Annotated in this window: 19 protein-coding genes; 4 read left to right on the plus strand and 15 right to left on the minus strand. The window is 72.6% G+C overall.

The window, feature by feature from the left end:
- Positions 1–110 precede the first annotated feature (110 nt).
- Together E0F75_RS15555 and E0F75_RS15560 are read left to right on the plus strand one after the other, a co-directional pair.
- Entirely contained in the window at positions 111–1,253 is a 1,143-nt protein-coding gene (locus E0F75_RS15555) for a sorbosone dehydrogenase family protein (RefSeq protein WP_187623111.1), read from the plus strand.
- Positions 1,254–1,267: 14 nt separating this feature from the next.
- Positions 1,268–1,618 (plus strand): DUF6191 domain-containing protein, encoded by a 351-nt coding sequence (locus tag E0F75_RS15560; protein ID WP_229312682.1) that lies wholly within the window; start codon positions 1,268–1,270, stop codon positions 1,616–1,618.
- Here E0F75_RS15560 and E0F75_RS15565 read toward each other — a convergent pair.
- The 6 genes from E0F75_RS15565 to E0F75_RS15590 form a co-directional block, all read right to left on the minus strand.
- Positions 1,502–4,558 carry an AAA family ATPase gene (locus tag E0F75_RS15565; RefSeq protein ID WP_374115405.1) on the minus strand — a complete coding sequence of 1,019 codons (3,057 nt, stop codon included), beginning with the start codon at positions 4,556–4,558 and terminating at the stop codon, positions 1,502–1,504. The two genes, E0F75_RS15560 and E0F75_RS15565, sit on opposite strands and share 117 nt — an antisense overlap.
- A gap of 7 nt (positions 4,559–4,565) precedes the next feature.
- Positions 4,566–4,763, minus strand: a complete 198-nt coding sequence (locus E0F75_RS15570; protein WP_187623112.1) for a hypothetical protein — start codon at positions 4,761–4,763, stop codon at positions 4,566–4,568.
- 170 nt (positions 4,764–4,933) lie between these two features.
- Positions 4,934–5,533 (minus strand): hypothetical protein, encoded by a 600-nt coding sequence (locus E0F75_RS15575; protein ID WP_194480908.1) that lies wholly within the window; start codon positions 5,531–5,533, stop codon positions 4,934–4,936.
- A gap of 48 nt (positions 5,534–5,581) precedes the next feature.
- On the minus strand, positions 5,582–6,139 hold the full coding sequence (locus E0F75_RS15580) for a GNAT family N-acetyltransferase (RefSeq protein WP_187623114.1): 558 nt from the start codon (positions 6,137–6,139) through the stop codon (positions 5,582–5,584).
- On the minus strand, positions 6,117–8,375 hold the full coding sequence (locus E0F75_RS15585; protein WP_187623115.1) for an MMPL family transporter: 2,259 nt from the start codon (positions 8,373–8,375) through the stop codon (positions 6,117–6,119). The genes E0F75_RS15580 and E0F75_RS15585 overlap by 23 nt, the downstream gene beginning before the upstream one ends.
- 202 nt (positions 8,376–8,577) lie before the next feature.
- Positions 8,578–10,677: a phosphocholine-specific phospholipase C gene (locus E0F75_RS15590; RefSeq protein ID WP_187623116.1), complete on the minus strand. Its 2,100-nt coding sequence runs from the start codon at positions 10,675–10,677 to the stop codon at positions 8,578–8,580.
- 239 nt (positions 10,678–10,916) lie between these two features.
- On the opposite strand from E0F75_RS15590, the gene E0F75_RS40045 reads away from it, so the two are divergent.
- Complete coding sequence (locus tag E0F75_RS40045) at positions 10,917–12,848, plus strand: protein kinase (protein WP_187623117.1); 1,932 nt, start codon at positions 10,917–10,919, stop codon at positions 12,846–12,848.
- A 75-nt stretch (positions 12,849–12,923) separates the two neighbouring features.
- Here the strand turns inward: E0F75_RS40045 and gatB are convergent, their stop codons facing one another.
- The 9 genes from gatB to E0F75_RS15640 form a co-directional block, all read right to left on the minus strand.
- Complete coding sequence (gene gatB / locus E0F75_RS15600; RefSeq protein WP_187623118.1) at positions 12,924–14,435, minus strand: Asp-tRNA(Asn)/Glu-tRNA(Gln) amidotransferase subunit GatB; 1,512 nt, start codon at positions 14,433–14,435, stop codon at positions 12,924–12,926.
- A gap of 16 nt (positions 14,436–14,451) precedes the next feature.
- Entirely contained in the window at positions 14,452–14,685 is a 234-nt protein-coding gene (locus E0F75_RS15605) for a hypothetical protein (protein ID WP_187623239.1), read from the minus strand.
- Between the two features lie 5 nt (positions 14,686–14,690).
- Positions 14,691–16,187, minus strand: a complete 1,497-nt coding sequence (gene gatA, locus E0F75_RS15610; RefSeq protein ID WP_187623119.1) for an Asp-tRNA(Asn)/Glu-tRNA(Gln) amidotransferase subunit GatA — start codon at positions 16,185–16,187, stop codon at positions 14,691–14,693.
- 5 nt (positions 16,188–16,192) lie between these two features.
- The gene (gene gatC / locus E0F75_RS15615; RefSeq protein ID WP_015036350.1) at positions 16,193–16,489 is read right to left on the minus strand and encodes an Asp-tRNA(Asn)/Glu-tRNA(Gln) amidotransferase subunit GatC; all 297 of its coding nucleotides are present in this window, start codon (positions 16,487–16,489) and stop codon (positions 16,193–16,195) included.
- Positions 16,490–16,595: 106 nt separating this feature from the next.
- The gene (locus E0F75_RS15620) at positions 16,596–18,710 is read right to left on the minus strand and encodes a bifunctional diguanylate cyclase/phosphodiesterase (RefSeq protein ID WP_187623120.1); all 2,115 of its coding nucleotides are present in this window, start codon (positions 18,708–18,710) and stop codon (positions 16,596–16,598) included.
- 347 nt (positions 18,711–19,057) lie between these two features.
- A complete protein-coding gene (gene ligA / locus E0F75_RS15625) occupies positions 19,058–21,238 on the minus strand; it encodes an NAD-dependent DNA ligase LigA (protein WP_187623121.1) in 2,181 nt (726 codons plus the stop codon).
- Positions 21,239–21,270: 32 nt separating this feature from the next.
- Entirely contained in the window at positions 21,271–22,287 is a 1,017-nt protein-coding gene (locus E0F75_RS15630) for a methionine synthase (protein WP_187623122.1), read from the minus strand.
- A 2-nt stretch (positions 22,288–22,289) separates the two neighbouring features.
- On the minus strand, positions 22,290–22,988 hold the full coding sequence (locus tag E0F75_RS15635) for an SDR family oxidoreductase (RefSeq protein ID WP_187623123.1): 699 nt from the start codon (positions 22,986–22,988) through the stop codon (positions 22,290–22,292).
- A 7-nt stretch (positions 22,989–22,995) separates the two neighbouring features.
- Positions 22,996–23,535: a TIGR00730 family Rossman fold protein gene (locus tag E0F75_RS15640; protein ID WP_187623124.1), complete on the minus strand. Its 540-nt coding sequence runs from the start codon at positions 23,533–23,535 to the stop codon at positions 22,996–22,998.
- A gap of 97 nt (positions 23,536–23,632) precedes the next feature.
- On the opposite strand from E0F75_RS15640, the gene E0F75_RS15645 reads away from it, so the two are divergent.
- On the plus strand, positions 23,633–24,421 hold the full coding sequence (locus tag E0F75_RS15645) for an alpha/beta fold hydrolase (RefSeq protein WP_187623125.1): 789 nt from the start codon (positions 23,633–23,635) through the stop codon (positions 24,419–24,421).
- Positions 24,422–24,636 lie beyond the last annotated feature (215 nt).

The raw sequence follows: 24,636 nt of genomic DNA on the forward strand, positions 1-24,636 counted from the left end.
CCTCGCGGTATCGCGGGAACGGGTTGTCGCGGCGGTCGGGAACCTGATCGCGCCGGGCGGTGTATCAAGGGTGAAGGGATGCCGCTCGACTCGTCGAAGGGGACCGTGCCATGAGCCGTCCTGCAGTTGTGAAGGCCCTGTGGGGCGCCGCCGTGCTGGTCCTGGTGGCGGGCTGCTCCTCGGGAGGTTCGGAGGATCGGCCGGGTACGGCTCCGCCGACGTCGGCCTCGGCCTCGGCCACCGCCCCGGCGAGCCCGTCCGGATCCGCCACCGCTCCCGCCGGCGGGCGGGCGACGGTGACGGGCACGCTCACCGAGGGGCTGAAGTCCCCCTGGGGACTCGCCGAGCTGCCCGGCGGGGATCTGCTGGTCTCCTCGCGGGACGAGCGGACGATCACCAAGGTCGACGGACGGACCGGGGCGAAGACCTCGCTCGGCGAGGTGCCGGGGGTGGTGCCGGGCGGTGAGGGCGGCCTGATGGGCCTCGCCGTGCGGGACGGCTGGGTGTACGCGTATCTGACCGCCGAGTCGGACAACCGCATCGTGCGCATGCGGTACGGCGGCGCGGAGGGCGACCGCCTCGGCGCGCCGCAGCCGGTGCTGACCGGCATCCCGAAGGGGATCGTGCACAACGGCGGACGGATCGCGTTCGGGCCGGACCGGATGCTGTACGCGGGGACGGGCGAGACGGGCCGGACCGGTCTGGCCCAGGACCGGGAGTCGCTCGGCGGGAAGATCCTCCGGATGACACCGGAGGGCAGGCCGGCACCCGGCAACCCCTTCCCCGGGTCGGTGGTCTATTCGTACGGGCACCGCAATGTGCAGGGCATCGCCTGGGACGACGAGGGTCGCCTGTGGGCGGCCGAGTTCGGGCAGAACACCTGGGACGAGCTGAATCTGGTGGAGCCCGGGAAGAACTACGGCTGGCCGGAGGCCGAGGGGCGGGCCGGGAAGGCCGGGTTCGTGGACCCGGTGGCCCAGTGGCCGACCTCGGAGGCCTCCCCCAGTGGGATCGCGTACGCGCGGGGCGCGATCTGGATGGCCGGGCTCAGAGGCGAGCGGCTGTGGCGGGTCCCGCTCTCCGGGGCGGAACGCTCGGGGGACCCCCAGGCGTTCCTCTCGGAGGAGTACGGACGCCTGCGCACGGTCCTCGCGGGGGGCGGCGGGCGGCTCTGGCTGGTGACCAGCGAAACCGACGGCCGGGGTACGCCCGGGCCCGGGGACGACAGGATTCTCCGGCTGGAGGTGAGCTGAAGGAGCTGGTGACCGTGTTCGACCCGTTGGCGGAGCTGTTCGCGCCCGGCCGCAGGCACACCGAGGAGGAGCTCCGCAGGCAGGCGCTGACCAGGGAGGACCCGGGTGACGCCGACCCGTCGCGGGGACCGATAGACCTCACCTCGGGCCGCGTGACGATACGGGCCCCCCGCCGCCCGGCGGCGGGGGGCACGGCGGCCGGGAACGCGACGGCCGGGGACGCGGCGGCGGGCGGTGGGACGGGTGGGTCAGAGGGGCGTGCCGAGGAGGTGGAGGCGGTGGGCCAGGGCGGCGGCCTCGCCCCGGCCGGCGACGCCGAGCTTGGCGAGGATGTTGGAGACGTGGACGCTGGCCGTCTTGGGTGAGATGAAGAGCTCCTCGGCGATCTGACGGTTGGTGCGGCCGGCCGCGACGAGGCGCAGGACGTCCTGCTCGCGGGGGGTGAGGCCGAAGGTGTCGTCCGCCGGCTCCGCGGGCGCCGGGACCTGCTTCTCCTCGGTCAGGGAGAGGCGGGCGCGGGCGGCGAGGAGTTCCACGTCCTCGCGGAGCGGGCGGGCGCCGAGGCGGACGGCGGTGGCGCGGGCCTGCCGGAGCAGGGCCGTGGCCTCCTCGCGGCGGCCGCCCTCGACGAGCAGGGCGTCGGCGAGGCGGTGGCGGGCGCGGGCCAGCTGGTGCGGGCGTTCGAGCGGTTCGTAGGCGGCGACGACCTCGGCCCAGCGGGCGGCGGTCTCGCGGCCCTCGGCGCGGGCGATCTCCTCGGAGACCTGCCGGGAGTAGGCCTCCCAGACCGGGGCCGGGGTCGCGAGGCCGCGGACGCTGCGGCGGACGACGGCGAGCGCCTCGGCGCGGCCCTCGGCGGCGGCGGGCAGTCCCCGGCTGTCGGCCTCGGCGGTGACGGCGGTGAGGAGGAGGGGCCAGCCGTAGCGGTGGGTGCCGGGCGGGAAGCCGGCCTGTTCGGCGGCGGCCAGCTGGGTCCGGACGTCCTCGATGCGTCCCGCGGCGGCGGCCACGGCGATCTCGACCTGGGCCATGGGCAGGACGTACTGCGGGATGGTGTCGCGGCTGCCGTAGGCGGCGCGGGCGTCGGCGAGGTGGCGGCACGCCGCGTCGAGTTCGCCGCGGGCGACGGCGAGCTGGGCGAGGCGGAGGGAGGCCGAGCCGCGGGGCTTGCTGCTGGTGACCGAGCGGAGCAGCCGTGCGGCGATCTCCCCGATCTCGTCCCAGCTGCCGAGGGAGAAGAGGGACTCGGCCCGGTTGGCCTCGACCCAGCCGACGCTGTCGACGAGTCCGTAGGAGCGGGCGACGCGGATGCCGGTGTCGGCGAGTTCGACGGCCTCCGCCGAGCGGCCGAGGGACTCCAGGGCGGAGGAGATGTTGATGTGGGCGCGGGCGGTCTCGGTGAACTGGCCGAGGGCCGCGGTGCGTTCCCGTACCGCGTGCATCTCCTCGAGGCCGGCCTCGACGTCGCCGGCCGCGGTCATGAGGGTGCCGAGGGTGAGCCGGGCGTTGAGTTCGATCGACTCGGCCTTGACGAGCCGGGCGTACTCGACGGCGCGTTCGGCGGCGGCGAGGGCGTCGGGTCCGGGGTTGCGGAGCATGCCCCAGCCGGCGGCGCCGACGAGGACCACGGCGTGGACGGCGGACGGCGGGAGGCCCTTGACGAGTTCCTGGGCGCGGGCGATCTCCTCCCAGCCGTCGCCCCGGCCGAGGTTGGACTGGAGACGGGCCCGCTCGGTCCAGAACCAGGCGGCGCGCAGCGGGTCGCCCGGATCCGCTTCGTCGAGGAGGCGCAGCGCCGTCTTGCCGATCTTCAGGGCGCGTTCGCGGTCACCGCTGAGCCGGGCGGCGACGGCGGCCTCGGCGAGCAGGTCGAGGTAGCTGAGCGCGGCGGTCTCGGGGTCGCAGCCGCAGGCCGGGTAGGCCTCGGCGTAGTCCATGGGCCGGAGCGAGCCGCGGATCTCGGCGGGGGCCTCGTCCCAGAGCTCCATGGCCCGTTCGAGGAGGCGGAGTTGCTCGGCGTAGGCGTGGCGCTTGCGGGTCGCGACCGAGGCGCTGAGGACGGCGGGCAGGGCCTTGGACGGGTCGTGCGCGTGGTACCAGTAGGTGGCCAGCCGGTTGGCGCGCTCGTCGGCCCGGACGAGCCCGGGGTCGGCCTCCAGGGCTTCGGCGTAGCGCCGGTTGAGGCGGGAGCGTTCGCCGGGCAGCAGGTCGTCGCTGACGGCCTCGCGGACCAGGGAGTGGCGGAAGCGGTAGCCGTCGCCGTCGGGGACGGCGAGCAGGAGGTTGGCGCCGACGGCGGCCCGCAGGGCCTCGATGAGTTCGTCCTCGGTGAGCCGGGCGACGGCGGCGAGCAGTCCGTACTCGACGGTGGAGCCGCCCTCGGCGACGATCCTGGCGATCCGCTGGGCGTCCTCGGTGAGCGTCTCGACCCGGACGAGCAGGAGGTCGCGCAGGGAGTCGCTGAGCTGTCCCGCGGCGCAGCCGGCCTCGTGGGAGACGATGAGCTCCTCGACGAAGAAGGCGTTGCCGTCGGAGCGTTCGAAGACCTCCTCGACGAGGCCGGGGTCGGGTTCGGCGGCGAGGATGCCGGTGAGCTGGCGGTGCACCTCGGTGCGGGTGAAGCGGGCGAGTTCGATGCGGCGGATGGTGCGGAGCCGGTCGAGTTCGGCGAGGAGGGGGCGCAGCGGGTGGCGGCGGTGGATGTCGTCGGCACGGTAGCTGGCGACGACCACGATGCGGCCGCGGCGCAGGGTGCGGAGGAGGTAGGTGAGGAGGTGCCGGGTGGAGGCGTCGGCCCAGTGCAGGTCTTCCAGGACGAGCACGATCGTACGGTCGGCGGCGAGCCGCTCCAGAAGCCGTACGGTCAGTTCGAAGAGGCGGGCGGTGGAGTCCTCGTCCGAGGACTCGTGGCCGCCGGGCTCGCCCAGTTCGGGGAGCAGCCGGGCGAGTTCCGCCTGCTGGCCGTCGGCCGCCGCGGCGAGTTCCTCGGGGAGGCGCCGGCGGAGCGAGCGCAGTGCGGTGGCGAAGGGGGCGAAGGGCAGGCCGTCGGCGCCGAGCTCGACGCAGCCGCCGAGCGCGACGACGGCGCCCTGAGCGCAGGCCGTGTCGAGGAACTCCTCGATGAGCCGGGTCTTGCCGACCCCCGCCTCGCCGCCGACGAGCAGGGCCTGGGGCTCCCCCGCGGTCGCGCGGGAGAGCGCCTCGGTGAGGGCGGTGAGTTCGCCGGCGCGGCCGACGAACACGGGACTGACTGACCTGGTCTCCACGGCGCCGAGCATCGCACAGCCGTCCATGCCGTCGCTCATACGGGGGTCACGCGGCCCGGACGAAGCGACCCCGTCCGCCGTCACTCACCCGCCCCTCCGCGTCCTTGTTCCCGCTCCGGCGGCCGAGGCGGCGCAGGCCCCGGGCGGAGCCGACCGTCTCGGCGGCCTCGTGGGACAGCCGCTGGGCGGCGGCCTCACGGACGAGCTGGGCGTGGTTCATGCGGTGGAGTTCGTACTCGAACATCGGGTGCTCCCTGGTTCTTCGGGTTTCGGTATCGCTCCTTGCGATGCCTCTACTCTCGTTTCCCAGGGGGTGCGGCCACATCGGGCGTGTGCCGCATGTTCGGGGTACGGGGGTCCTTAGGCGGGTCCTGGGGGTACTTAGGCGTCGCCCCGGGCTGCCCTGGGCAGGGGTCAGGATCCGGCGGTCGGCAGGCTCAGGAACAGGTCGAAGTAGGTACCGACCGACAGGAGCAGCCCCAGGCCGCCGAGGACGGCGCCGGCGACGGCGACGGAGCGGACCCAGGCGGGGCGCCCCGGGAGGACGAGCACGAGGACGGCGACGAGCAGGGCGATCAGCGCGAAGACGCCGTTGACCAGGGCGGTGCTGTGCCAGGCGTCGCCGTAGATCTCGGAGATCTGCTGGGCCGGGGTGCCGGACCCGGAGGTCTTGATCTGCCCGAGGAGGGTCTCGCGCTCGGAGACGACCTTGCCGGTCCAGGTGCCGGTGAGCGCCACGGCGCCGAGAGCGGCGGAGACCACGGCCGCGGCGGCGCCGCCGATGCCGGCGGAGGCGGGAGCCGCCGCCTCGGCGAACAGCTCGTCGTCCTCGTCGCCGTCCCCGGCCTCGTTCTCGGCCTCGTTGTCGTCCCCGTCGATCAGCGCGGTGGCCGGCTCGGTGTCCTGCTTGTCGAGCGCGACCGCGGCCTTCTCCTCGACGGGCGCGGCCGCCTCGGCGGTCCCGGCGGCGTCCGCGCTCTCGCCGGTCTTCTCTGTCGTCGTCTTCGTGTCCATGCGCGGCACGCTAGGCGCCCCGGATGAGAACCGTATGAGGAAAGCGGGTTACGAGGCCTTCGCCGCGCGCCACTCCGGGGCGAGGACGGCCCAGACCTCGGTGTCGGCGCGGACGCCGCGGTGCGGGTAGTTCTCCCGCAGCACGCCCTCGCGGGTCATGCCCAGGCGGCGGGCGACGGCGATGCTCGGCCCGTTCTTCGCGGAGGCGTGCCACTCGACGCGGTGGATGCCGCGCTCCTCGATCGCCCAGTCGATGATGACCCGGCAGGCGCGGGTGATCAGGCCCTTCCCGGCGGCGGAGGGCTCCAGCCAGCAGCCCGCCTCGGCGGTGCCGTACGTGACGTCGAAGGTCCGGAAGAGGACGCCGCCGACGAGGGTGCCGCCGGCCCAGATGCCGTAGATGCGTCCGGTGTCGTTCGCGGCCTTCTCGGCGTACGAGCCGAGGAAGGAGCGGGCGGAGTCGATGTCCGCCACGAAATCGGGGAGGGCGATGTGCTCGCCGATGAACTCGCGTCCGCGGTCCATGTGGGCGAGGAACTCCTCGGCCTTCGAGGGCTCCAGGGGCCTCAGCTCGGCACCGTCGTCACCCAGCGATATCGCGAACATCGTCGTCCCTCTCCTCCACGGCCGACGCCGCGGCCGCCGTCACTGCCGTCACACGTTGAGCGGGTATTTTCCCACGCGCGTCGGCGGCCTCGCGGCACTCGGGCGTTTCGATGCTGATCCGGGGCAGGAGGCGGTCGAGCCACTTGGGCAGCCACCAGTTCGCCCCGCCGAGCATGTGCATGAGGGCGGGGACGAGAAGCGTCCGGAGCACGAAGGCGTCGAGGGCGACGGCCGCCGCGAGCGCGATGCCGAACATCGCGATGACCCGGTCGCCGGAGAGGACGAAGGCGAGGAAGACCGCGATCATGATCACGGCGGCGGAGTTGATGACGCGGCTGGTCTCGGCGAGGCCGACCCGGACCGCCCGCCGGTTGTCGCCGGTCTCCAGCCACTCCTCGTACATCCGGCTGACCAGGAAGACCTGGTAGTCCATGGAGAGTCCGAAGAGGACCGAGACCATGATCACCGGGAGGAAGGGTTCGATCGGCCCGGCGCTGCCGAGGCCCAGGAGCTCGCTTCCCCAGCCCCACTGGAAGATCGCCACGACGACGCCGAAGGCACCGGCGACGGCGGCGACGTTCATGGCGGCGGCCTTGAGCGGGATGCCGATGGAGCGGAAGGCGAGCAGGAGCAGCAGACAGCCGAGCGCGATGACGACACCGACGAAGAGCGGCAGCTTGCCGATGATGATCTCGGCGAAGTCGTCGTACGAGGCGGTGACGCCGCCCACGTGCACGTCGAGCGAGGTGCCGCTCTCGGCCGCCGGGAGGACGTCCGTGCGGAGCCGGTCGACGAGCTCGCTGGTCGCCTTGGACTGGGGCGAGGAGTCGGGGACGACGGTGAGGACGGCGGTGTCGCCGGAGCTGTTGTACGTGACCGGGGAGACGGACGCGACCCCCTTGGTGGCGGTCAGGGCGGCCGGCAGCTGGTCGAGGGCGACCCGGTCGTCGGCGCCGTCGAGCCCGGCGACCAGGGTGAGCGGGCCGTTCACACCGGGGCCGAAGCCGTCGGCGATCAGGTCGTACGCCTGCCGCGTGGTCGCGGTGTCCGGGCCGTTGCCCTGGTCGGACGTGCCCAGGTGGAGCGAGAGGGTGGGCAGCGCGAGGACGCCCATGACGACGGCGGCGACGATCCCGAGGAGCTTGGGGTGCCGCTCGACGAAGGCGGACCAGCGGGCGGCGAAGCCGGTGGGCAGCTCGGGCTGCGGCCCGTGCTCGGCGAGGGTCCGGCGTTCGCGCCGGGACAGCGCCCGCATGCCGATGAGGGAGAGCAGCGCCGGCAGGAGGGTGACGGAGGCCGCCACCGTGAGGACGACGGTGAGGGAGGCGGCGATGGCGACGCCGTTGAGGAAGCTGAGCCGCAGGATCAGCATGCCGAGCAGGGCGATGCAGACGGTGGCGCCGGCGAACACGACGGCGCGGCCGGTGGTGGCCACGGCGGTCTCGGCGGCCTCGGCGACGGAGAGCCCGCGTTTCAGGCCTCTGCGGTGCCGGGTGACGATGAAGAGGGCGTAGTCGATGCCGACGCCGAGGCCGACGAGCATGCCGAGCATGGGGGCGAAGTCGGCGACGGTCATCAGATGGCCGAGGAGCACGATCCCGGAGTAGGCGATGCCGACGCTGACGAGCGCGGTCGCGATGGGGAGCGCGGAGGCGGCGAGGGAGCCGAAGGCGAGGAAGAGCACGACGGCCGCGACGGCGACGCCGACGACTTCGGCGATGTGTCCGCCGGGGGCCTCGGTGAGGGCGACGGCGCTGCCGCCGAGTTCGACCGAGAGGCTTTCGTCCGCGGCGTCCTTCGCGGTGTCGACCAGGGCCCGGGCCTGCGCCTCGGGGATGTCGTCGGCCTGCTCGTGGAAGGTGACGGTGGCGTAGGCGGTGTGCCCGTCCTCGCTGACCTGGCCCCGGGTGTCGCCGTACGGGGAGGTCACGGTGGCGATGCCGGGGAGCTCGGCGACCTTGTCGAGCATCGCGGTCATGCGGCGCTCGACGGCGTCGGCGCGGACGCTGCCCTTGTCGGTGTGCCAGACGATGGTGTCGCTGTCACCGCCGAGGCCGTGGAAGCCGCGCTCCAGGAGGGCGGTGGCACGGCCGGACTCGGTGCCGGGGACCTCGTAGTCGTTGGAGTACGCGCTGCCGGCGACGACCGCCGAGGTGCCGACCCCGCCGAGAGCGACGAGCCACAGCAGGACGGCGACGAGGCGGTGCTTGATGCACCACCGTGCGATGGCTGCCAAAGGACGTGCTCCCTGGGTGGTTCGAGGATCTTCAGCGGGAACAGCCCGAAAAAGAACGCTTGACCTACGTGGGCCCACTGTGGCAGTCAAACGTGATCGTTTGTCCGTTTCGTGTCGATGCTCACAGGCATGCCCGGAGGGTCGGGGCGGAGGTCCCGGACCTCGTCCCGACCCTCCGGGCACTACGGCTCACCGCGGGTGTTCAGCCGGAGACGCTGGCACGGCCGTTCTCGATGTGGCCCATGAGCCGGCGGCGGAAGCCGCCGGGCGCGGTCACCTCGATGTCGTACCAGCCGTGCGCGTCGGCGGCCGAGTGCACGACGGTACGGGTCTTCCCGGGCTTCACGGTGACGGTACGGGTCCAGTCTCCGAGGTCGGCCGAGTCTTCGGGGTCCACGTACCCCAGCGGCCGCACGGTGAAGGAGACCGGCGCCGAGCCCGTGTTCCGTACGGTGAGATGCAGGTCACGGTCATGATGATCGATCCGGGAGGCGAGCTCGGCACCGCCGGTCGCGGGTCCCTCGAACTCGCGGCGGAAGCCGTTGGGGCCGGTGATCGTGAAGCGGTAACGATCACCCGGAACGGGGACGGTCCACTCCCCCGTCCCCCTGACGTCCTTGTGCTGCGGGACGGCGAACTCACCCGCGTACGGGTAGAGCGCGAAGTGCGCGCTCGCCTTCCCCCTGTTGCTGAGCGCCACGCGCACGGAGCCGGCCGCCGAGGTCACGGCGGCGTCCGGCTGGTACGGCAGCGGGCGGGCGCGGCGGACGCCGGGCTCCTGCACGGGCATCCGCTGCACGGCCGGGGGCTGCGGCCGCCAGCGGCCGCTGAAGGGCGGGATCGGGCCCGGCTGGTCGACGTCGGGCTGCCGGCGGCCCCGCTGGAAGTCGAAGGCGGAGGTGAGGTCGCCGGTGACGGCCCTGCGCCAGGGGGTGATGTTGGGCTCCCGGATGCCCGTGAGCTTCTCCAGGAAACGGATCACCGAGGTGTGGTCGAAGGTCTCGGAGCAGACGTAGCCGCCGACCGACCAGGGGGAGACGACGAGCAGGGGGACGCGGATGCCAAGGCCGGTGGGCAGGCCCTTCCAGCGCTCGTCCGTGTTCTCGGCCGGCGGGACCGGCGGCGGCACGTGGTCGAAGAAGCCGTCGTTCTCGTCGTAGTTGATCAGGACGACGGTGTGGCGCCAGACGTCCGGGTGGGCGCCGAGGGCGTCGAGCACCTTGTAGACGAGGGTCGCGGAGGCGATCGGCGAGGAGGAGCCGGGGTGCTCGGAGTCGATCGCGGACGGCACGAGGTAGGAGACCTCGGGGAGGGTGCCGGCGGCGACGTCGGCGCGGAAGGCGTCGGCGAGGGTGCCGCTCTCGACGCGGCGCAGTCCGCGCTCGAAGAGGGAGCGCTCGGCCTCGGTGAGGGTCGCCACGCCCTCCTCCAGGAGACCGAGGAGGCGGGCGCGCTCGGTGGCGTCGTCGGTGTCGCGGACGGCGGCGTAGAAGGACTCCATGAAGGTGTGCCCGCCGGTTCCGGCGAGCGCCTTGCGGGCGATCTTCTTGAAGCCGGTGAAGAACTCGATGTTGTTGTCGGTGAAGTTCTCCCACTCGGTGTACGTCTTCCAGCTGCGCCCGGCGGCTTCGAGCCGCTCGGCGTAGGTGGGCCAGCCGTAGCCGGGGTGGGTGCCCTCGGCGTACGCGGCGTTGGTGACGGCGCGGCTGCCGTCGGCCTCGAAGCCGGTCCAGCCGGACCAGAGGTGGTTGCGGTTGGGGCTCGTCGAGGTGTGGATGGACGAGTGGTAGGCGTCGCAGACGGTGAACGTGTCGGCGAGCTCGTAGTGCAGGGGGATGTCCTGCCGGTCGTAGTACGCCATGGTCGCGGCGGTCTTGGCCGAGACCCAGCCGTCCATCCAGCCGTCGCGCCAGGCCTTGCCCCCGCCGCCCCAGGAATGGTCGAGGTCCCCGATGTACTGGAGGTCCTTCTGCTGCGTCTCGGCGGCGCCGCGGATCGGGAAGGGCAGCACGGTCCGGCCGAGCGCGGCGGGCTGCTCGAACACGGGCTTGCCGGAGGGCAGCTCGACGGCGTTGCGGTCGGAGAAGCCGCGGACGCCGCGGAGGGTGCCGAAGTAGTGATCGAAGGAACGGTTCTCCTGCATCAGGATCACCACGTGCCGAACCGCCGACATCCCGCCGGCCGGCGGCTCCGCGGCCATCGCGGCCTGCAACGACGGCGGCAGCAAGGAGCCGGCTGCGGCAACACCGAGGGCGCCTCCGCCCAGTGCGAGGAGCCTTCTGCGGGACATCTCGGATGACAAGACCGACCTCCAGTCGACGACCAATGGTTCGCCATCGAGCCATTGGGTGGTACGCCGGGGACGGTAGTGAGGCGGAATGACGGAAAGAAGACCCGACGGGGACGCGGTGGTGAACGTCCAAGAGCCCGTGACGGGAGTCCAAGCGGTCCCCCCTGCCGCGCCACCCCCTTCCGCGTTGACCACGGGCATGTCGGAGCGGCAAGCTGACCATCTGTCAATCACTGTGCCCTGGGGGAAACTTGAGCAACACGGCACATCACATCGGGCCCGACGCGACTCCTGACCGGTACCGGCTGCTGCGGTCCATCGGGCGGGGCGGCGAGGCCGTGCTCTATCTCGCGGAGATCGAGCTGGCCGGCGGCACCGAGCCCGTCGTCGTCAAGGTCCTCGACTCGAAGACGACGATCACACCCGAGGTCTTCGAGCGGATCAGCCAGAAGTGGAACGAGCAGGCCGAGCTGCTGCGCTTCGTCCACCGGCCCGGTGTCGTCGGCGTACGGGAGCACTTCCAGGGGCCGCCGATCCACCGGCCCGGCGAGTCCGGGACGATCACCGGCCGGGCCCTGGTCCTCGTGATGAACCACGTCGACGGCCTCGACCTGCGCGACTGGCGGGCCGAACGCACCCTCACCACGCCCGGCGAGCGGCGCGAGGTGATGCGGACCCTGGAACAGCTCGCGGACGTCCTCGACTGGCTCCACTCCGGCAAGGCCACCCCGTCCGGGCGCATGGTCGTCCACGGCGACCTGTCCCCGGGCAACGTCATGGTCGATGAACACGGCCAGGCCACCCTGGTCGACTTCGGCCTGAGCAAGCTGACGGCCGACCACCAGACCGCGGAGGTGTGGTTCACCCCCGGCTACGCGGCCCCGGAGATCTTCGAGGGCAAGCGCACCCCGGGCACGGACCGCTACGCCTTCGGCGCCATCGCGTACTTCCTGCTCAGCGGCCAGTCCCCGCCCACCGCCCCCGAACAGCTGGTGTCCGCGCTCGGCGCGCTGCCGCAGATCGCGGGGATGCCGGAGGAGCAGCGGGAACGGGTGCTGAGCATCGCCTCGGCCGACGCGGCCCGGCGGCCGCTCTCCCTGTCGGCCTGGGTGAAGGACGTACGGCACGGAGTGGTGTCCACGACGACGACCTCGCGCCCGGCGACGGTCGAGGACGCGGTGCCGGCCGCGCCGTCTGCCGCCCCGTCGGCCGCGCCGTCTGCCGCCCCGGAGAAGCCCGCGGCGCCGCCCCTGCCCACGACACCGCCGCCGGCCGCCGCCCCGCCACCCGTGGCCCCGCCGGTCGTGGCCCCGCCGGTCGTGGCCCCGCGGCCCCCGGTGACACCGGAGCCGGTCGTGACCCCGCAGCACATCGCGGCCCCGCAGCCCGCCGTGGCGCAGCCGTCCGCCGAGCCGCCCACCGTCGCCACACCCGGCTTCGGGCCGCCGGCGCCTCCCGCGGCGTCCGCCGGGGCCGCGACCACCGCTCCCCCGGCGCCCGAGCCGCGCCGCCGCCGCAAGGGCCCGCTCATCGGGGCCGTGGCAGGGGTCCTGGTGGTCGCCGTCCTCGCGGTGATCGGTGTCCAACTGCTCGGCGACAAGAAGGACAAGGGCGACGAGGGCAAGGGCGGCACGCCCTCCGCCACCGTCACCACGGAGCCCACGGCCGACCCCACCACCGAGGCCCCGACCGAGGAGCCCACCGGGGAGCCGACGACCGCCGAACCGACCGACACGGCGACGACGGACCCGGCGGAGTCGGCGAGTCCGACCGACGACCCCGGGACCGTGCCGGACGCGCCCACCGCCGATCTGACCACCCTCGCCTCCGTCAGCGAACCCGACAGGTTCTCCGTCGGCACGGCGAAGATCGACACCAAGGAGTACGGAGCCGCCCTCATCGGCGACTGCTACAACGGCGCGTACGTCGAGTACGACCTCAACCGCGAGTGGTCGTGGTTCGACTTCACCGCCGGCATCGACGACGGATCGAACATCGAGACCGCCCGCGTCATCGTCTCCGTGGACGACCAGCCGGCCCTCTTCAACGAGACCGTCGACCTGGGCAAGCCGATCAAGAAGACGCTGAAGATCGAAGGGGCGCTGCGGCTGCGCCTCAAGGTCGAGGAGACCTGCACCGACGAGGGCAGCGGAGTGATCGCGGCCCCGATCCTGCGCCGCTGACCGGACGGCACAAGGGAGCGGCCCCGCACCGGAGTTCCGGTGCGGGGCCGCTCACATGCCCGTACGAGAAGGGGATCAGCCCTCGCTGACGCCCAGCTTCTCCAGGATCAGGTCCTTCACGCGCGCCGCGTCCGCCTGGCCGCGGGTGGCCTTCATGACCGCGCCGACCAGGGCGCCGACCGCCGCGACCTTGCCGCCGCGGATCTTGTCGGCGATGGCCGCGTTGGCCGCGATGGCCTCCTCGACCGCCGTGCCGAGCGCGCCGTCGTCGGAGACGACCTTCAGACCGCGCTTCTCGACGACCTCGTCCGGGGTGCCCTCGCCGGCGAGAACGCCCTCGATGACCTGACGGGCCAGCTTGTCGTTGAGGTCGCCGGAGGCGACCAGGGCGGAGACCCGGGCCACGTCCGCCGGGGTGATCGCCAGCTCCTCCAGGGACACGCCCTGCTCGTTGGAGCTGCGGGCGAGCTCGCCCATCCACCACTTGCGGGCCGAGGTCGCGTCCGCGCCCGCCTCGATCGTGGCGACGATCGCGTCGACCGCGCCCGCGTTGAGGATGGACTGCATGTCCAGCTCGGACACGCCCCACTCCTCGCGCAGCCGGTTGCGGCGCACCCGGGGCGGCTCGGGCAGCGTGCCCCGCAGCTCCTCCACCCAGGCACGGGCCGGGGCGACGGGGACGAGGTCGGGCTCCGGGAAGTACCGGTAGTCCTCGGCGTTGTCCTTGATGCGGCCGGAGGTGGTGGAGCCGTCGTCCTCGTGGAAGTGACGGGTCTCCTGCACGATCGTGCCGCCGGAGGACAGCACCGCGGCGTGCCGCTGGATCTCGAAGCGGGCAGCGCGCTCCACCGAACGGAGCGAGTTGACGTTCTTCGTCTCCGAGCGGGTGCCGAAGGTCTTGGTGCCGTGGGGGCGCAGCGACAGGTTCACGTCGCAGCGCATCTGGCCCTTGTCCATGCGCGCCTCGGACACGTCGAGCGCGCGGATCAGCTCGCGGAGCTCGGCGACGTACGCCTTGGCGACCTCGGGGGCCCGCTCGCCCGCGCCCTCGATCGGCTTGGTGACGATCTCGATGAGCGGGATGCCGGCCCGGTTGTAGTCGAGCAGCGAGTGGGACGCGCCGTGGATACGGCCGGTGGCGCCGCCGACGTGCAGCGACTTGCCGGTGTCCTCCTCCATGTGGGCGCGCTCGATCTCCACGCGGAAGATCTCGCCGTCCTCCAGCTGGACGTCCAGGTAGCCGTTGAAGGCGATCGGCTCGTCGTACTGGGAGGTCTGGAAGTTCTTCGGCATGTCCGGATAGAAGTAGTTCTTCCGGGCGAAGCGGCACCACTCGGCGATCTCGCAGTGCAGCGCGAGGCCGATCTTGATGGCGGACTCGACGCCGATCGCGTTGACGACGGGCAGCGAGCCCGGCAGACCGAGGCAGGTCGGGCAGGTCTGCGAGTTCGGCTCGGCGCCCAGCTCGGTCGAGCAGCCGCAGAACATCTTCGTCTTGGTGCCGAGCTCGACATGGACCTCCAGGCCCATGACGGGGTCGTACTCGGCGAGCGCCGCTTCGTACGACAGCAGTTCAGTGACAGTCACGGTGAGACTTTCCCTCTCAGCCCAGCAGGACGTCGTCGTCGCCCAGGCGCTTGAGCTCCCGGTAGAGGATCGCCAGGCCGGTAACGATGGCGGCGGCGGACACGGCGGAGTCGATCAGCCGCAGCATGTCGTTGTCGTTGCGGGCCAGCTTGGCCTGCTTCGCGACGCTGACGGCACCGAACGCGGTGGTCGCGAGCGAGACGTAGACGCCGGTCTTGGACTTCTTGAAGTTCTTGGCCTTCTTTGCCATGGCACTCACAGCGACGGAGCCTCCTCAAGCAGCGGGTGCCCCCACTTTTCCACGAAGGCGGCCTCGACGGCGGCGCCGACCTTGTACAGCCGGTCGTCCTTCATGGCGGGAGCGATGATCTGCAGGCCGACCGGCAGACCGTCCTCGGGCGCCAGGCCGCAGGGCAGCGACATGGCGGCGTTGCCGGCCAGGTTGGTCGGGATGGTGCACAGGTCCGCGAGGTACATCGCCATCGGGTCGTCGGCACGCTCGCCGATCGGGAAGGCGGTGGTGGGGGTCGTCGGGGAGACGATCACGTCCACCTCCTCGAAGGCCTTCTCGAACTCGCGGGTGATCAGGGTCCGCACCTTCTGGGCCGAGCCGTAGTACGCGTCGTAGTAGCCGGAGCTCAGCGCGTACGTACCGAGGATGATGCGGCGCTTGACCTCGTCGCCGAAGCCGGCCTCACGGGTGAGGGCGGTGACGTCCTCGGCGGACCGCGTGCCGTCGTCGCCGACCCGGAGGCCGTACCGCATGGCGTCGAAGCGGGCCAGGTTGGAGGAGCACTCCGACGGCGCGATCAGGTAGTACGCCGAAAGGGCGAGGTCGAAGGTCGGGCAGTCCAGCTCGACGATCTCGGCGCCCAGCGACTTGAGCAGCTCGACGGACTCGTCGAAGCGCTGCACGACACCGGCCTGGTAGCCCTCGCCGCGGAACTGCTTGACGACACCGACGCGCATGCCGGCGACCGAGCCGTTGCGCGCGGCCTCGACGACCGGCGGGACCGGGGCGTCGATGGAGGTCGAGTCGAGCGGGTCGTGCCCGGCGATCGCCTCGTGCAGGAGGGCCGCGTCCAGGACCGTACGGGCGCAGGGGCCGCCCTGGTCGAGGGAGGACGAGAAGGCCACCATGCCGTAGCGGGAGACGCCGCCGTAGGTCGGCTTGACGCCGACGGTGCCGGTGACGGCGGCGGGCTGGCGGATCGAGCCGCCGGTGTCCGTGCCGATGGCGAGGGGCGCCTCGTACGCGGCGAGGGCGGCGGACGAGCCACCGCCGGAGCCGCCGGGGATCCGGGTCAGGTCCCAGGGGTTGCCGGTCGGACCGTACGCGCTGTTCTCGGTGGAGGACCCCATGGCGAACTCGTCCATGTTGGTCTTGCCGAGGATGACGACGTCGGCGGCCTTCAGGTTCTTGACCAGGGTCGCGTCGTACGGCGGGATCCAGCCCTCGAGGATCTTCGAGCCCACGGTCGTCGGCATGCCGGCGGTGGTGAAGATGTCCTTGAGCGCGAGCGGCACACCGGCGAGCGGGCCGAGCTTCTCGCCGCGGGCGCGCTTCTCGTCGACGGCACGGGCCTGGGCGAGCGCGCCCTCACGGTCGACGTGCAGGAAGGCGTGGACCTTCTCGTCGACGGCCTCGATGCGGGCGAGGTGCGCCTCGGTGACCTCGACGGCGGTCAGTTCGCCGGCGGCGATCTTCCCGGCGATCTCGGCCGCGGTGAGCTTGATGATGTTGTCCGTCATGACTGTTAGTCCTCCCCCAGGATCTGCGGCACCTTGAAACGCTGCTGCTCCTGGGCCGGGGCGCCGGAGAGCGCCTGCTCGGGGGTGAGCGACGGACGGACCTCGTCCGCGCGCATGACATTGGTCAGCGGCAGCGGGTGGGAGGTCGGCGGTACGTCTTGGTCGGCGACCTCGGAGACGCGGGCGACCGCGCCGATGATGTCGTCGAGCTGGCCGGCGAAGTGATCGAGTTCTTCGCCCTTCAGCTCCAGACGCGCCAGCCGTGCGAGGTGGGCGACCTCCTCGCGCGTGATGCCAGGCATGCGGATCCTCACGGGGTGAGCTTGATGGTGTGGGCCCATCCTATGGGGCCGGTGCCGCTGCCCGTGAAACGGTTTGCCCGGGGTCGTCTCCCCGGGTGGACGAGGCCTACGGAACGACCTGGCCGGAGGGGTGGTCCACGTCGAGTTCGGCGGCGATGTCGGCGGGTCGGCGCCAGCCGCGCTCGCCGCGGGCGAGCAGCCACGCGGTGGCCTCGCCGGGCGGCATCGCGGCGGCGACGAGCCAGCCCTGGACGGCGTCGCAGCCCAGGTCGCGCAGGCGCTCCCAGGTCTCGTCGTCCTCGACGCCCTCGGCGACGACGAGGAGGCCGAGGGAGTGGGCGAGGTCGACGGTGCAGCGGACGATCTCGGCGTCCTCGGTGTCGACGGCGAGCCGGGCGACGAAGGAGCGGTCGATCTTCAGTTCGCTGACGGGGAGCCGGCGCAGATGGACGAGGGAGGAGTAGCCGGTGCCGAAGTCGTCGAGGGACATCTTGACGCCGTGGCCGGTGAGGCCGTTGAGGGTGTCGGCGGCGCGCTGGGGGTCCTCCAGGAGGACGTGCTCCGTTATCTCCAGCTGGAGCGCGCCGGCCGGGACGCCGTGGCGGGCGAGCCGGGCGGCGACGGCGCCGGCGAAGCCGGGGGTGTGCACGTCGCGGGGCGAGACGTTGACGGCGACCGGGACGTTGAGGCCCTGGGCGCGCCAGCGGGCGACCTGGGCGAGGGCGGTCTCCAGGACGTACTCGGTGAGGTGCGGCATCAGGCCGGAGGACTCGGCGATGGCGATGAACTCGTCCGGCGGGACCTTGCCGCGCTCGGGGTGGACCCAGCGGACGAGGGCTTCGAGTCCGGCGACCTGGCCGTCGAAGCGGACCTTGGGCTGGTAGTGGAGTTCGACCTCGCCGGCGTCGAGCGCGCGGCGCAGGTCGCCGAGGAGGCCGAGCCGGTCGGGGGTGTTGGAGTCGCGCTTGGACTCGTAGACCTCGACGCCGGTGCGGTCGCGCTTGGCCTGGTACATGGCGACGTCGGCGCGGCGCAGCAGGCCTTCGGCGTCGAGGGCGTGGTCGGGGAAGACGGCTACGCCCGCGCTGGCCTCCAGGACGAGGGTGAGTCCGTCGAGGTCGAGCGGGGAGGAGAGTTCCGCGACGAGGTGGCGGGCGACCCGCTGGGCGCTGGTGGTGGAGTCGGCGGTGGGCAGCAGGACGGCGAACTCGTCGCCGCCGAGCCGGGCGGCCTCGGCGCCGCGGGGCAGGGCGAGGCGGAGCCGGTCGGCGATCTGGAGGAGCAGCCGGTCGCCCGCGAGGTGTCCGAGGGTGTCGTTGACCGATCGGAAGCGGTCGAGGTCGATCAGGACGAGGGCGGCGCGGGCCCCTTCGCCTTCGGCCTCCTCCAGGGCGGTCCAGGCCCGTTCGAGGAGCCACTGGCGGTTGGGGAGCCCGGTCAGCGGGTCGCGCAGCTGTTCCTCGGCGCGGGCGCGGGCGATCCACAGGGTGGAGTCGAGGGCGATGAGGGGGACGGCGAAGAGCGGCAGCAGGACGGGCCGGGTGGCGGCGACGACGCAGATCAGCGGGGCGATGCCGAGCAGGGCGACGGCGACGAGGCCCTGTCTCAGGAGCGCGGTGCGGGCGACGGTGGGCAGCCCGCGGGTCTGCGGGGCGAGCGTGTACCACAGGAGGAGCCGGGTCACCACGAGGTAGGTGGCGGCGGCGAGGACGACTTCCGGGAGGTCCCCGATCGTCCAGTCGAGGGGCTGCCAGGGCTGTTCGACGGTGGGGACGTCGCCGAAGAGGGCGAGGACGAGGGCGGCGGCGGCGACTCCGAGGACGTCGGCGGCGCCGTGCAGCAGGCCCTGTCGCCAGCGGTGCCGGCGGGCCGCGCCGACCAGGGTGACGACGGTCATCGAGACGAGTCCGGCCGGCACCCAGCCGTAGAGCAGGAGGACGGCGAGGGTGAGGGCGGCGCCCGAACCGGTGCCGCCCCACCAGCGGTCGCGGCCGAGGGCGACCAGATGGCCGACGATGAGGCCGGTGAGGACCGCGAGGGACCAGCCGGTGACCCCGCCGGGGAAGAGGCCGCTGCCGGCGCTCAGGCCCTGCTGGAGGCCGACGACGAGTACGACGGCGGCGATGCCCACCACGGCTGCGGGCAGCCGGGAGGTGAAACCCGGGGACACCACACGGCCGTGCGGCCGTGGGACCGGGGCGGCGCTCTCGGTCGGTTCCATTCCCGTCCCTCTCACAGGCGGCGGTGCCGTCGGTGTGCGATGGGCCGCGGTCAGGCGGCCGTCCGTCGTCCGGCCGTCCGTCGTCAGGCCGTCCGTCGTGCGTCCGCCGTCGGGCGGTCGTACGTCGTGCCTCGGGGCCGTTGTCCTGACGCCACGACCGGCAGAGCCCTCGCGCGGTCGTGCAGGACTGGGCGCACGGTCACCACACTAGGCCGCCGAGGGCGTCGACGGGCAGCGCTCTCCCTGTCTTGCCCGAATGCGACCAGGCCACCCGTAACGATCTGGTATGCGCCGAACGGGTGACCGTCGCACGGTCCTCGGGCGGGGTGCGGGCGGGGTGCCGACGGCTACTCCGCGACGGGGACCGCGGCCTCCCGAGCGGCGTCGGGCCCTTGTTCGAGCAGGATCGCGAAGCCGTCCTCGTCCAGAACCGGAACCTTCAACTGCATCGCCTTGTCGTACTTCGAACCAGGGTTTTCACCGACGACCACGAAGGCGGTCTTCTTCGAAACGGAACCGGTCACCTTCGCACCGAGGCTCTGGAGGGACTCTTTTGCGCCATCCCTGGTGAACTTCTCCAGAGTGCCGGTCACCACGACCGTGAGGCCCTCCAGCGGGCGCGGACCGACATCCTCCCCGGCGCCCTCGTCCTCCAGAGTGACCCCGGCCGTGCGCCACTTGCGCACGATCTCGCGGTGCCACTCCTCGGAGAACCACTGCTTCACCGCGGTCGCGATGATCCCGCCGACCCCGTCGACGGCCGCCAGCTCCTCCTCGCTCGCCTGCTCGATCCGCTCCAGCGAGCGGAACTCACGGGCCAGCGCCTCGGCCGCGACCGGCCCCACGTGCCGGATGGAGAGGCCGTTGATGAAGCGGGCCAGCGGGCGCGTCTTCGCGGCCGCGATGTTCTCCAGCATCGACAGGGCGTTCTTCTTCGGCTCGCCCTTCTGGTTGGCGAAGACCGTGACGATCTTCTCCTCGCCGGTCTTCGGGTCCCGCCGGGGCAGTCCGCTGTCCGGGTCGAGGACGTACGCCTTGATCGGCAGCAGCTGTTCGATGGTGAGGTCGAAGAGGTCGCCCTCGTCCAACAGCGGGGGCTCGGCTGGCTCCAGGGGGCGGGTGAGCGCCGCCGCGGCCACCGCGCCGAAGTTCTCGATGTCCAGGCACTGGCGCCCGGCGAGGAAGAAGAGGCGCTCGCGCAGCTGGGCCGGGCAGGTCCGGGCGTTCGGGCAGCGGAGGTCGATGTCGCCCTCCTTCATCGCCTTCAGCGGCGTCCCGCACTCGGGGCACTCGGCGGGCATCACGAACTCCCGCTCGCTGCCGTCCCGCAGGTCGGCGACCGGCCCGAGGATCTCCGGGATGACGTCGCCGGCCTTGCGCAGCACGACGGTGTCGCCGATCAGCACGCCCTTGGCCTTCACCACCTCCTGGTTGTGGAGGGTGGCGAACTCGACCTCGGAGCCGGCCACGGTCACCGGCTCCACCTGCGCGTACGGGGTGACGCGGCCGGTCCTGCCGACGCCGACCTTGATGTCGATCAACTTGGTGTTGACCTCCTCCGGCGCGTACTTCCAGGCGATGGCCCAGCGCGGGGCGCGCGCGGTGGAGCCGAGCCGGCCCTGGAGCGGGATCTCGTCGAGCTTGACGACGACGCCGTCGATCTCGTGCTCCACGGAGTGACGGTTCTCCCCGAAGTACGCGATGAACTCCCGCACCTCGTCGAGCGAACCGACCACCTTGTTGTGCCGGGCGGTGGGCAGGCCCCATTCGTGGAGGAGCGCGTACGTGTCGGAGAGCCGGGAGATGTCGAAGCCCTCGCGGGCGCCGATGCCGTGGACGACCATGTGGAGCGGTCGGGAGGCGGTGACCTTGGGGTCCTTCTGGCGGAGCGAACCCGCCGCCGCGTTCCTCGGGTTGGCGAAGGGCTTGTCGCCGGCCTCCACCAGGCGGGCGTTGAGCCCCTCGAAGGCCTCCATCGGGAAGTAGACCTCGCCGCGGATCTCCACGAGGTCCGGGATCCGGTCCCCGTGCAGCCGCTCCGGGATGTCGCCGATCGTCCGCACGTTGGGCGTGATGTCCTCGCCGGCGCGGCCGTCGCCGCGGGTGGCGGCCCGGGTCAGCCGCCCGTGCTCGTACGTCAGGTTGACCGCGAGGCCGTCGACCTTGAGCTCGCACAGGTAGTGGAACTCGGGGGTGCCGACGTCCCGCGCGACCCGCTCGGCCCAGGTGGCCAGCTCCTCGTCGTCGAAGGCGTTGTCGAGGGAGAGCATCCGCTCGCGGTGCTCGACGGAGGTGAACTCGGTCTCGTACTGCCCCGCGACCTTCTGCGTCGGCGAGTCCGGCGTCCGCAGCTCCGGGTACTCCTCCTCCAGCGCCTCCAGGGCGCGCAGGAGCGTGTCGAAGTCGCCGTCGCTGATGACCGGCTGGTCCTTCACGTAGTACCGGAAGCGGTGCTCCTCGACCTGCTCGGCCAGTTCGGCGTGCTTCTCCCGTGCCTCGGCGGGCAGGGCCCCCTGTTCGACTGCCACCTTCGTCCGTCCTCCCGTGCCTCGAAACCCGGTCACTCTGGGTTGTCCGCGAGCGATCTCGCCGCCCGGGCGCAGTGGGCGAGCGCCGCCCGGGCGTAGGCGGGCGAAGCGCCCGCGAGCCCGCACGTGGGAGTGATGACCACGGACTCCGCGAGAGTCCCCGGATTCAGCCCCAGCCTGCGCCACAGCGTCCTGACACCCATGACGCTACCGCCCGGGTCGGACAATGGGCCGTCGGTGGACGCCACCACACCGGCGAAGAGCCTGGTACCGGCCTCCACGGCCTCGCCGATCGTGTCCTCGTCACGCTCGGTGAGCAGGGAGAAGTCGAACGAGACGCCCGAGGCACCGGACCGCCGGAGGAGCGCGAACGGGACGTCGGGGGCGCAGGAGTGGACGATCACCGGCCCGTCGTGGACGGCGATCACCTCGCGCAGGGCGCTCTCCACGACCTGCCGGTCGACGGCCCGGTAGGTGCGGTAGCCGCTGGCGGTGCGGACGTGGCCGCGCAGGACGGCGGTGAGCGAGGGCTCGTCGAGCTGGAGGACGACCCGGGCGCCCGGGATCCGCCTGCGCAGGTCCGCGAGGTGCTCGTGAAGGCCCTCGGCGAGCGAGCCGACGAGGTCGCGGCAGGCGCCGGCGTCGCCGAGGGCCGCCTCGCCGCCGTGCAGCTCCAGGGCCGCGGCGAGCGTCCAGGGGCCCACGGCCTGCACCTTGAGGGGTCCCTCGTACCCCTGGGTGAACTCCTCCAGGGCGTCCAGGTCCTCGCCCATCCAGGACCGGGCGCGCTTGGTGTCGCGGCCGGGCCGGTCGCTGATCCGCCAGCCGCTCGGCTCCACGTGCGCGTAGAGGTCGACGAGCATCCCGATGGTCCGGCCGATCATGTCGGCGCCGGGACCGCGGGCGGGCAGCTCCGCGAGGTACGGGAAGTCCTCGAAGGACCCGGTGACGGTCTTCGCGGTCTCCCGGGCGTCGCCGCCCGGCATGGAGCCGACGCCGGTGGCGGGCCCCCAGAGCACGCGGTCGTCCTCAGCCTGCGTCTCGCTCATGTCTAGCGTCCCGGACGAACGGTGAGGTCGTTGATCTCCGCGTCGCGCGGCAGGTCGATGGCGGTGAGGATCGCCGTCGCGACCGATTCGGGGTCGATCCACTTCGACGGGTCGTACTCCTTGCCCTCCTGGGAGTGGACCTTGGCCTGCATGGGGCTCGCGGTACGGCCCGGGTAGACCGAGGTCACCCGCACGCCGTTGCCGTGCTCCTCGTGGCGCAGGGAGTCGGCGAGGGCCTTGAGGCCGTGCTTGGAGGCGGCGTACGCGCCCCATTCGGCGTGCGCGGCGAGCCCGGCTCCCGAGTTCACGAAGACGACGTGGCCCTGGGAGACCCGCAGCTGGGGCAGGAGGTGCCGGGTCAGCTCGGCCGGGGCGACGAGGTTGACGTTGAGCTGGTGGTGCCAGGTCTTGGGGGTGAGGTCCCCGATCGGCCCGAGGTCGACGACGCCCGCGATGTGCAGCAGGCTGTCCACCTGCTCCGGCATGGTCTGGTGCGAGAACGCCCAGGAGAGCCGGTCCGGGTCGGCGAGGTCCCCGACGAGCGTGCGGGCGCCGGGGAACTGCGCGGCGAGCTCCTTGGCCCGCCCCGCGTCGCGCGCGTGGAGCACGAGGTCGTCCCCGCGGGCGTGGAGGCGGCGCGCGACGGCCGCGCCGATGCCGGAACCGGCTCCGGTGATCACATGTGTAGCCATGGTCACCATGCTCGCATCAGCGGGCGGCGATGTTCTCCTCCAGGTGGGTGAGGGCCGTCGGGGCGTCGTCGGCGAAGAGGACGAGGTCGGCGAGGGGGATCGGCAGGAAACCCTCCTCCTCCATCCGGCGGAACTGGGCCTTCAGTCCGTCGTAGAAGCCCGCCGTGTTCAGCAGGACGACCGGCTTGGTGTGCTTGCCGTGCTTCTTCAGCTCCAGGATCTCGGTGGCCTCGTCGAGGGTGCCGGTGCCGCCGACCATGACCACGACGGCATCGGACTTGGCGAGGAGGAGCGCCTTGCGCTCGGCCAGGTCCCCGGCGACGACCATCTCGTCGGCGTTCGGGCGGGCCTTGTGGGCGAGGAAGTCGACGGAGACGCCCACGAGCCGGCCGCCGGCCTCCTGGACGCCGTCGGCGACGACCTTCATCAGACCGGTGTCGGAGCCGCCCCAGACCAGGGTGTGGCCGGCCTTGCCGAGGAGCCGCGCGAAGTCGCGGGCGGGGCTCGTGTAGCGCTCGTCGAGGTCGGCCGCGGAGAGGAAGACACAGATGTTCATGGCCCCACCGTAGGCCCTGACCAGCGGCTTCAACCTTGCTCCGAGAAATCCCGCTGTGGGGCGATGAGTTCCGGTGCCGGGTCCGGTCTCCCCTGCCATGGACGAGGTGAGCACCACGCCGAGCAGGCTTCGGGGACGGGTCACGTCACGGGACGGGACGACGATCGCGTACGAGCGGTACGGGGAGGGGCCGCCGCTCGTCCTGGTGAGCGGCGCGCTGGGGACGGCCGCGGGCGAGCGTGCGCTGGGCGGGTTCCTGGCCCGGCGCTTCTCGGTCGTGGCGTACGACCGGAGGGGTCGCGGGGGGAGCGGCGACACCGGGCCGTACGCGGTGGAGCGGGAGATCGAGGACCTGGCCGCGGTGGTCGGGGAGGCGGGGCCGGGTGCGGCGCTGCACGGGACGGGCACGGGGGGCGCGCTGGTCCTGGCCGCGGTGGCCGCCGGGCTGCCGGCCGGGGCGGCGTCGGTGTTCGAGCCGCCGTACTCGGCGGCGGCCGCCGAGCGGCGGCGGCAGGTGGCCGTGCTGCTCGCCGGGGGACGGCGGGCGGAGGCGATCGACCTGTTCCTGGCGGAGTCGACGGTGCCCGCGGGGCTGCGGCCCGGGATCGCGGAGCTGGCGCACACCCTCGCGTACGACTTCGCCGTCCTCGGCGACGGGACGGTGCCGGAGCGTCTGCTGGCCCGGGTCCACGCGCGCGTGCTGGTGGTCGACGGGGGCGTGAGCCCGGTGGGCGTCCGGCAGGCGGCCCGCGCCCTGACGGAGGCTCTCCCCCGGGGCCGGCACCGCACGTTGACGGGCCAGACGTACGAGGTGGCCCCGCACGTCCTCGCCCCGGTCCTGGAGGAGTTCCTCACCGACGAGCGGGAGCCCGCGGAGGCGGCCTAGGGGGTGTCCGACCATGATCCGCCGGACGGGCCCCAGGGCCGTCCGACCCGATCGACCCTGATCGGGCCACGACCGATCCTGGCCATGAGCTGACCGACCGTGATCCGCCGGGCAGGGCCCTGGGCGGGAACGCCACCGGACTGAGTACCTCGCGGCGGGTCTGAGTACGCCAACGGGCTTTCTCGGGCCCCTCCTTGGGGAGATCATGGCTGTCC

The sequence above is a fragment of the Streptomyces sp. CB02980 genome (assembly GCF_014451325.2).
Taxonomy (GTDB): Bacteria; Actinomycetota; Actinomycetes; order Streptomycetales; family Streptomycetaceae; genus Streptomyces.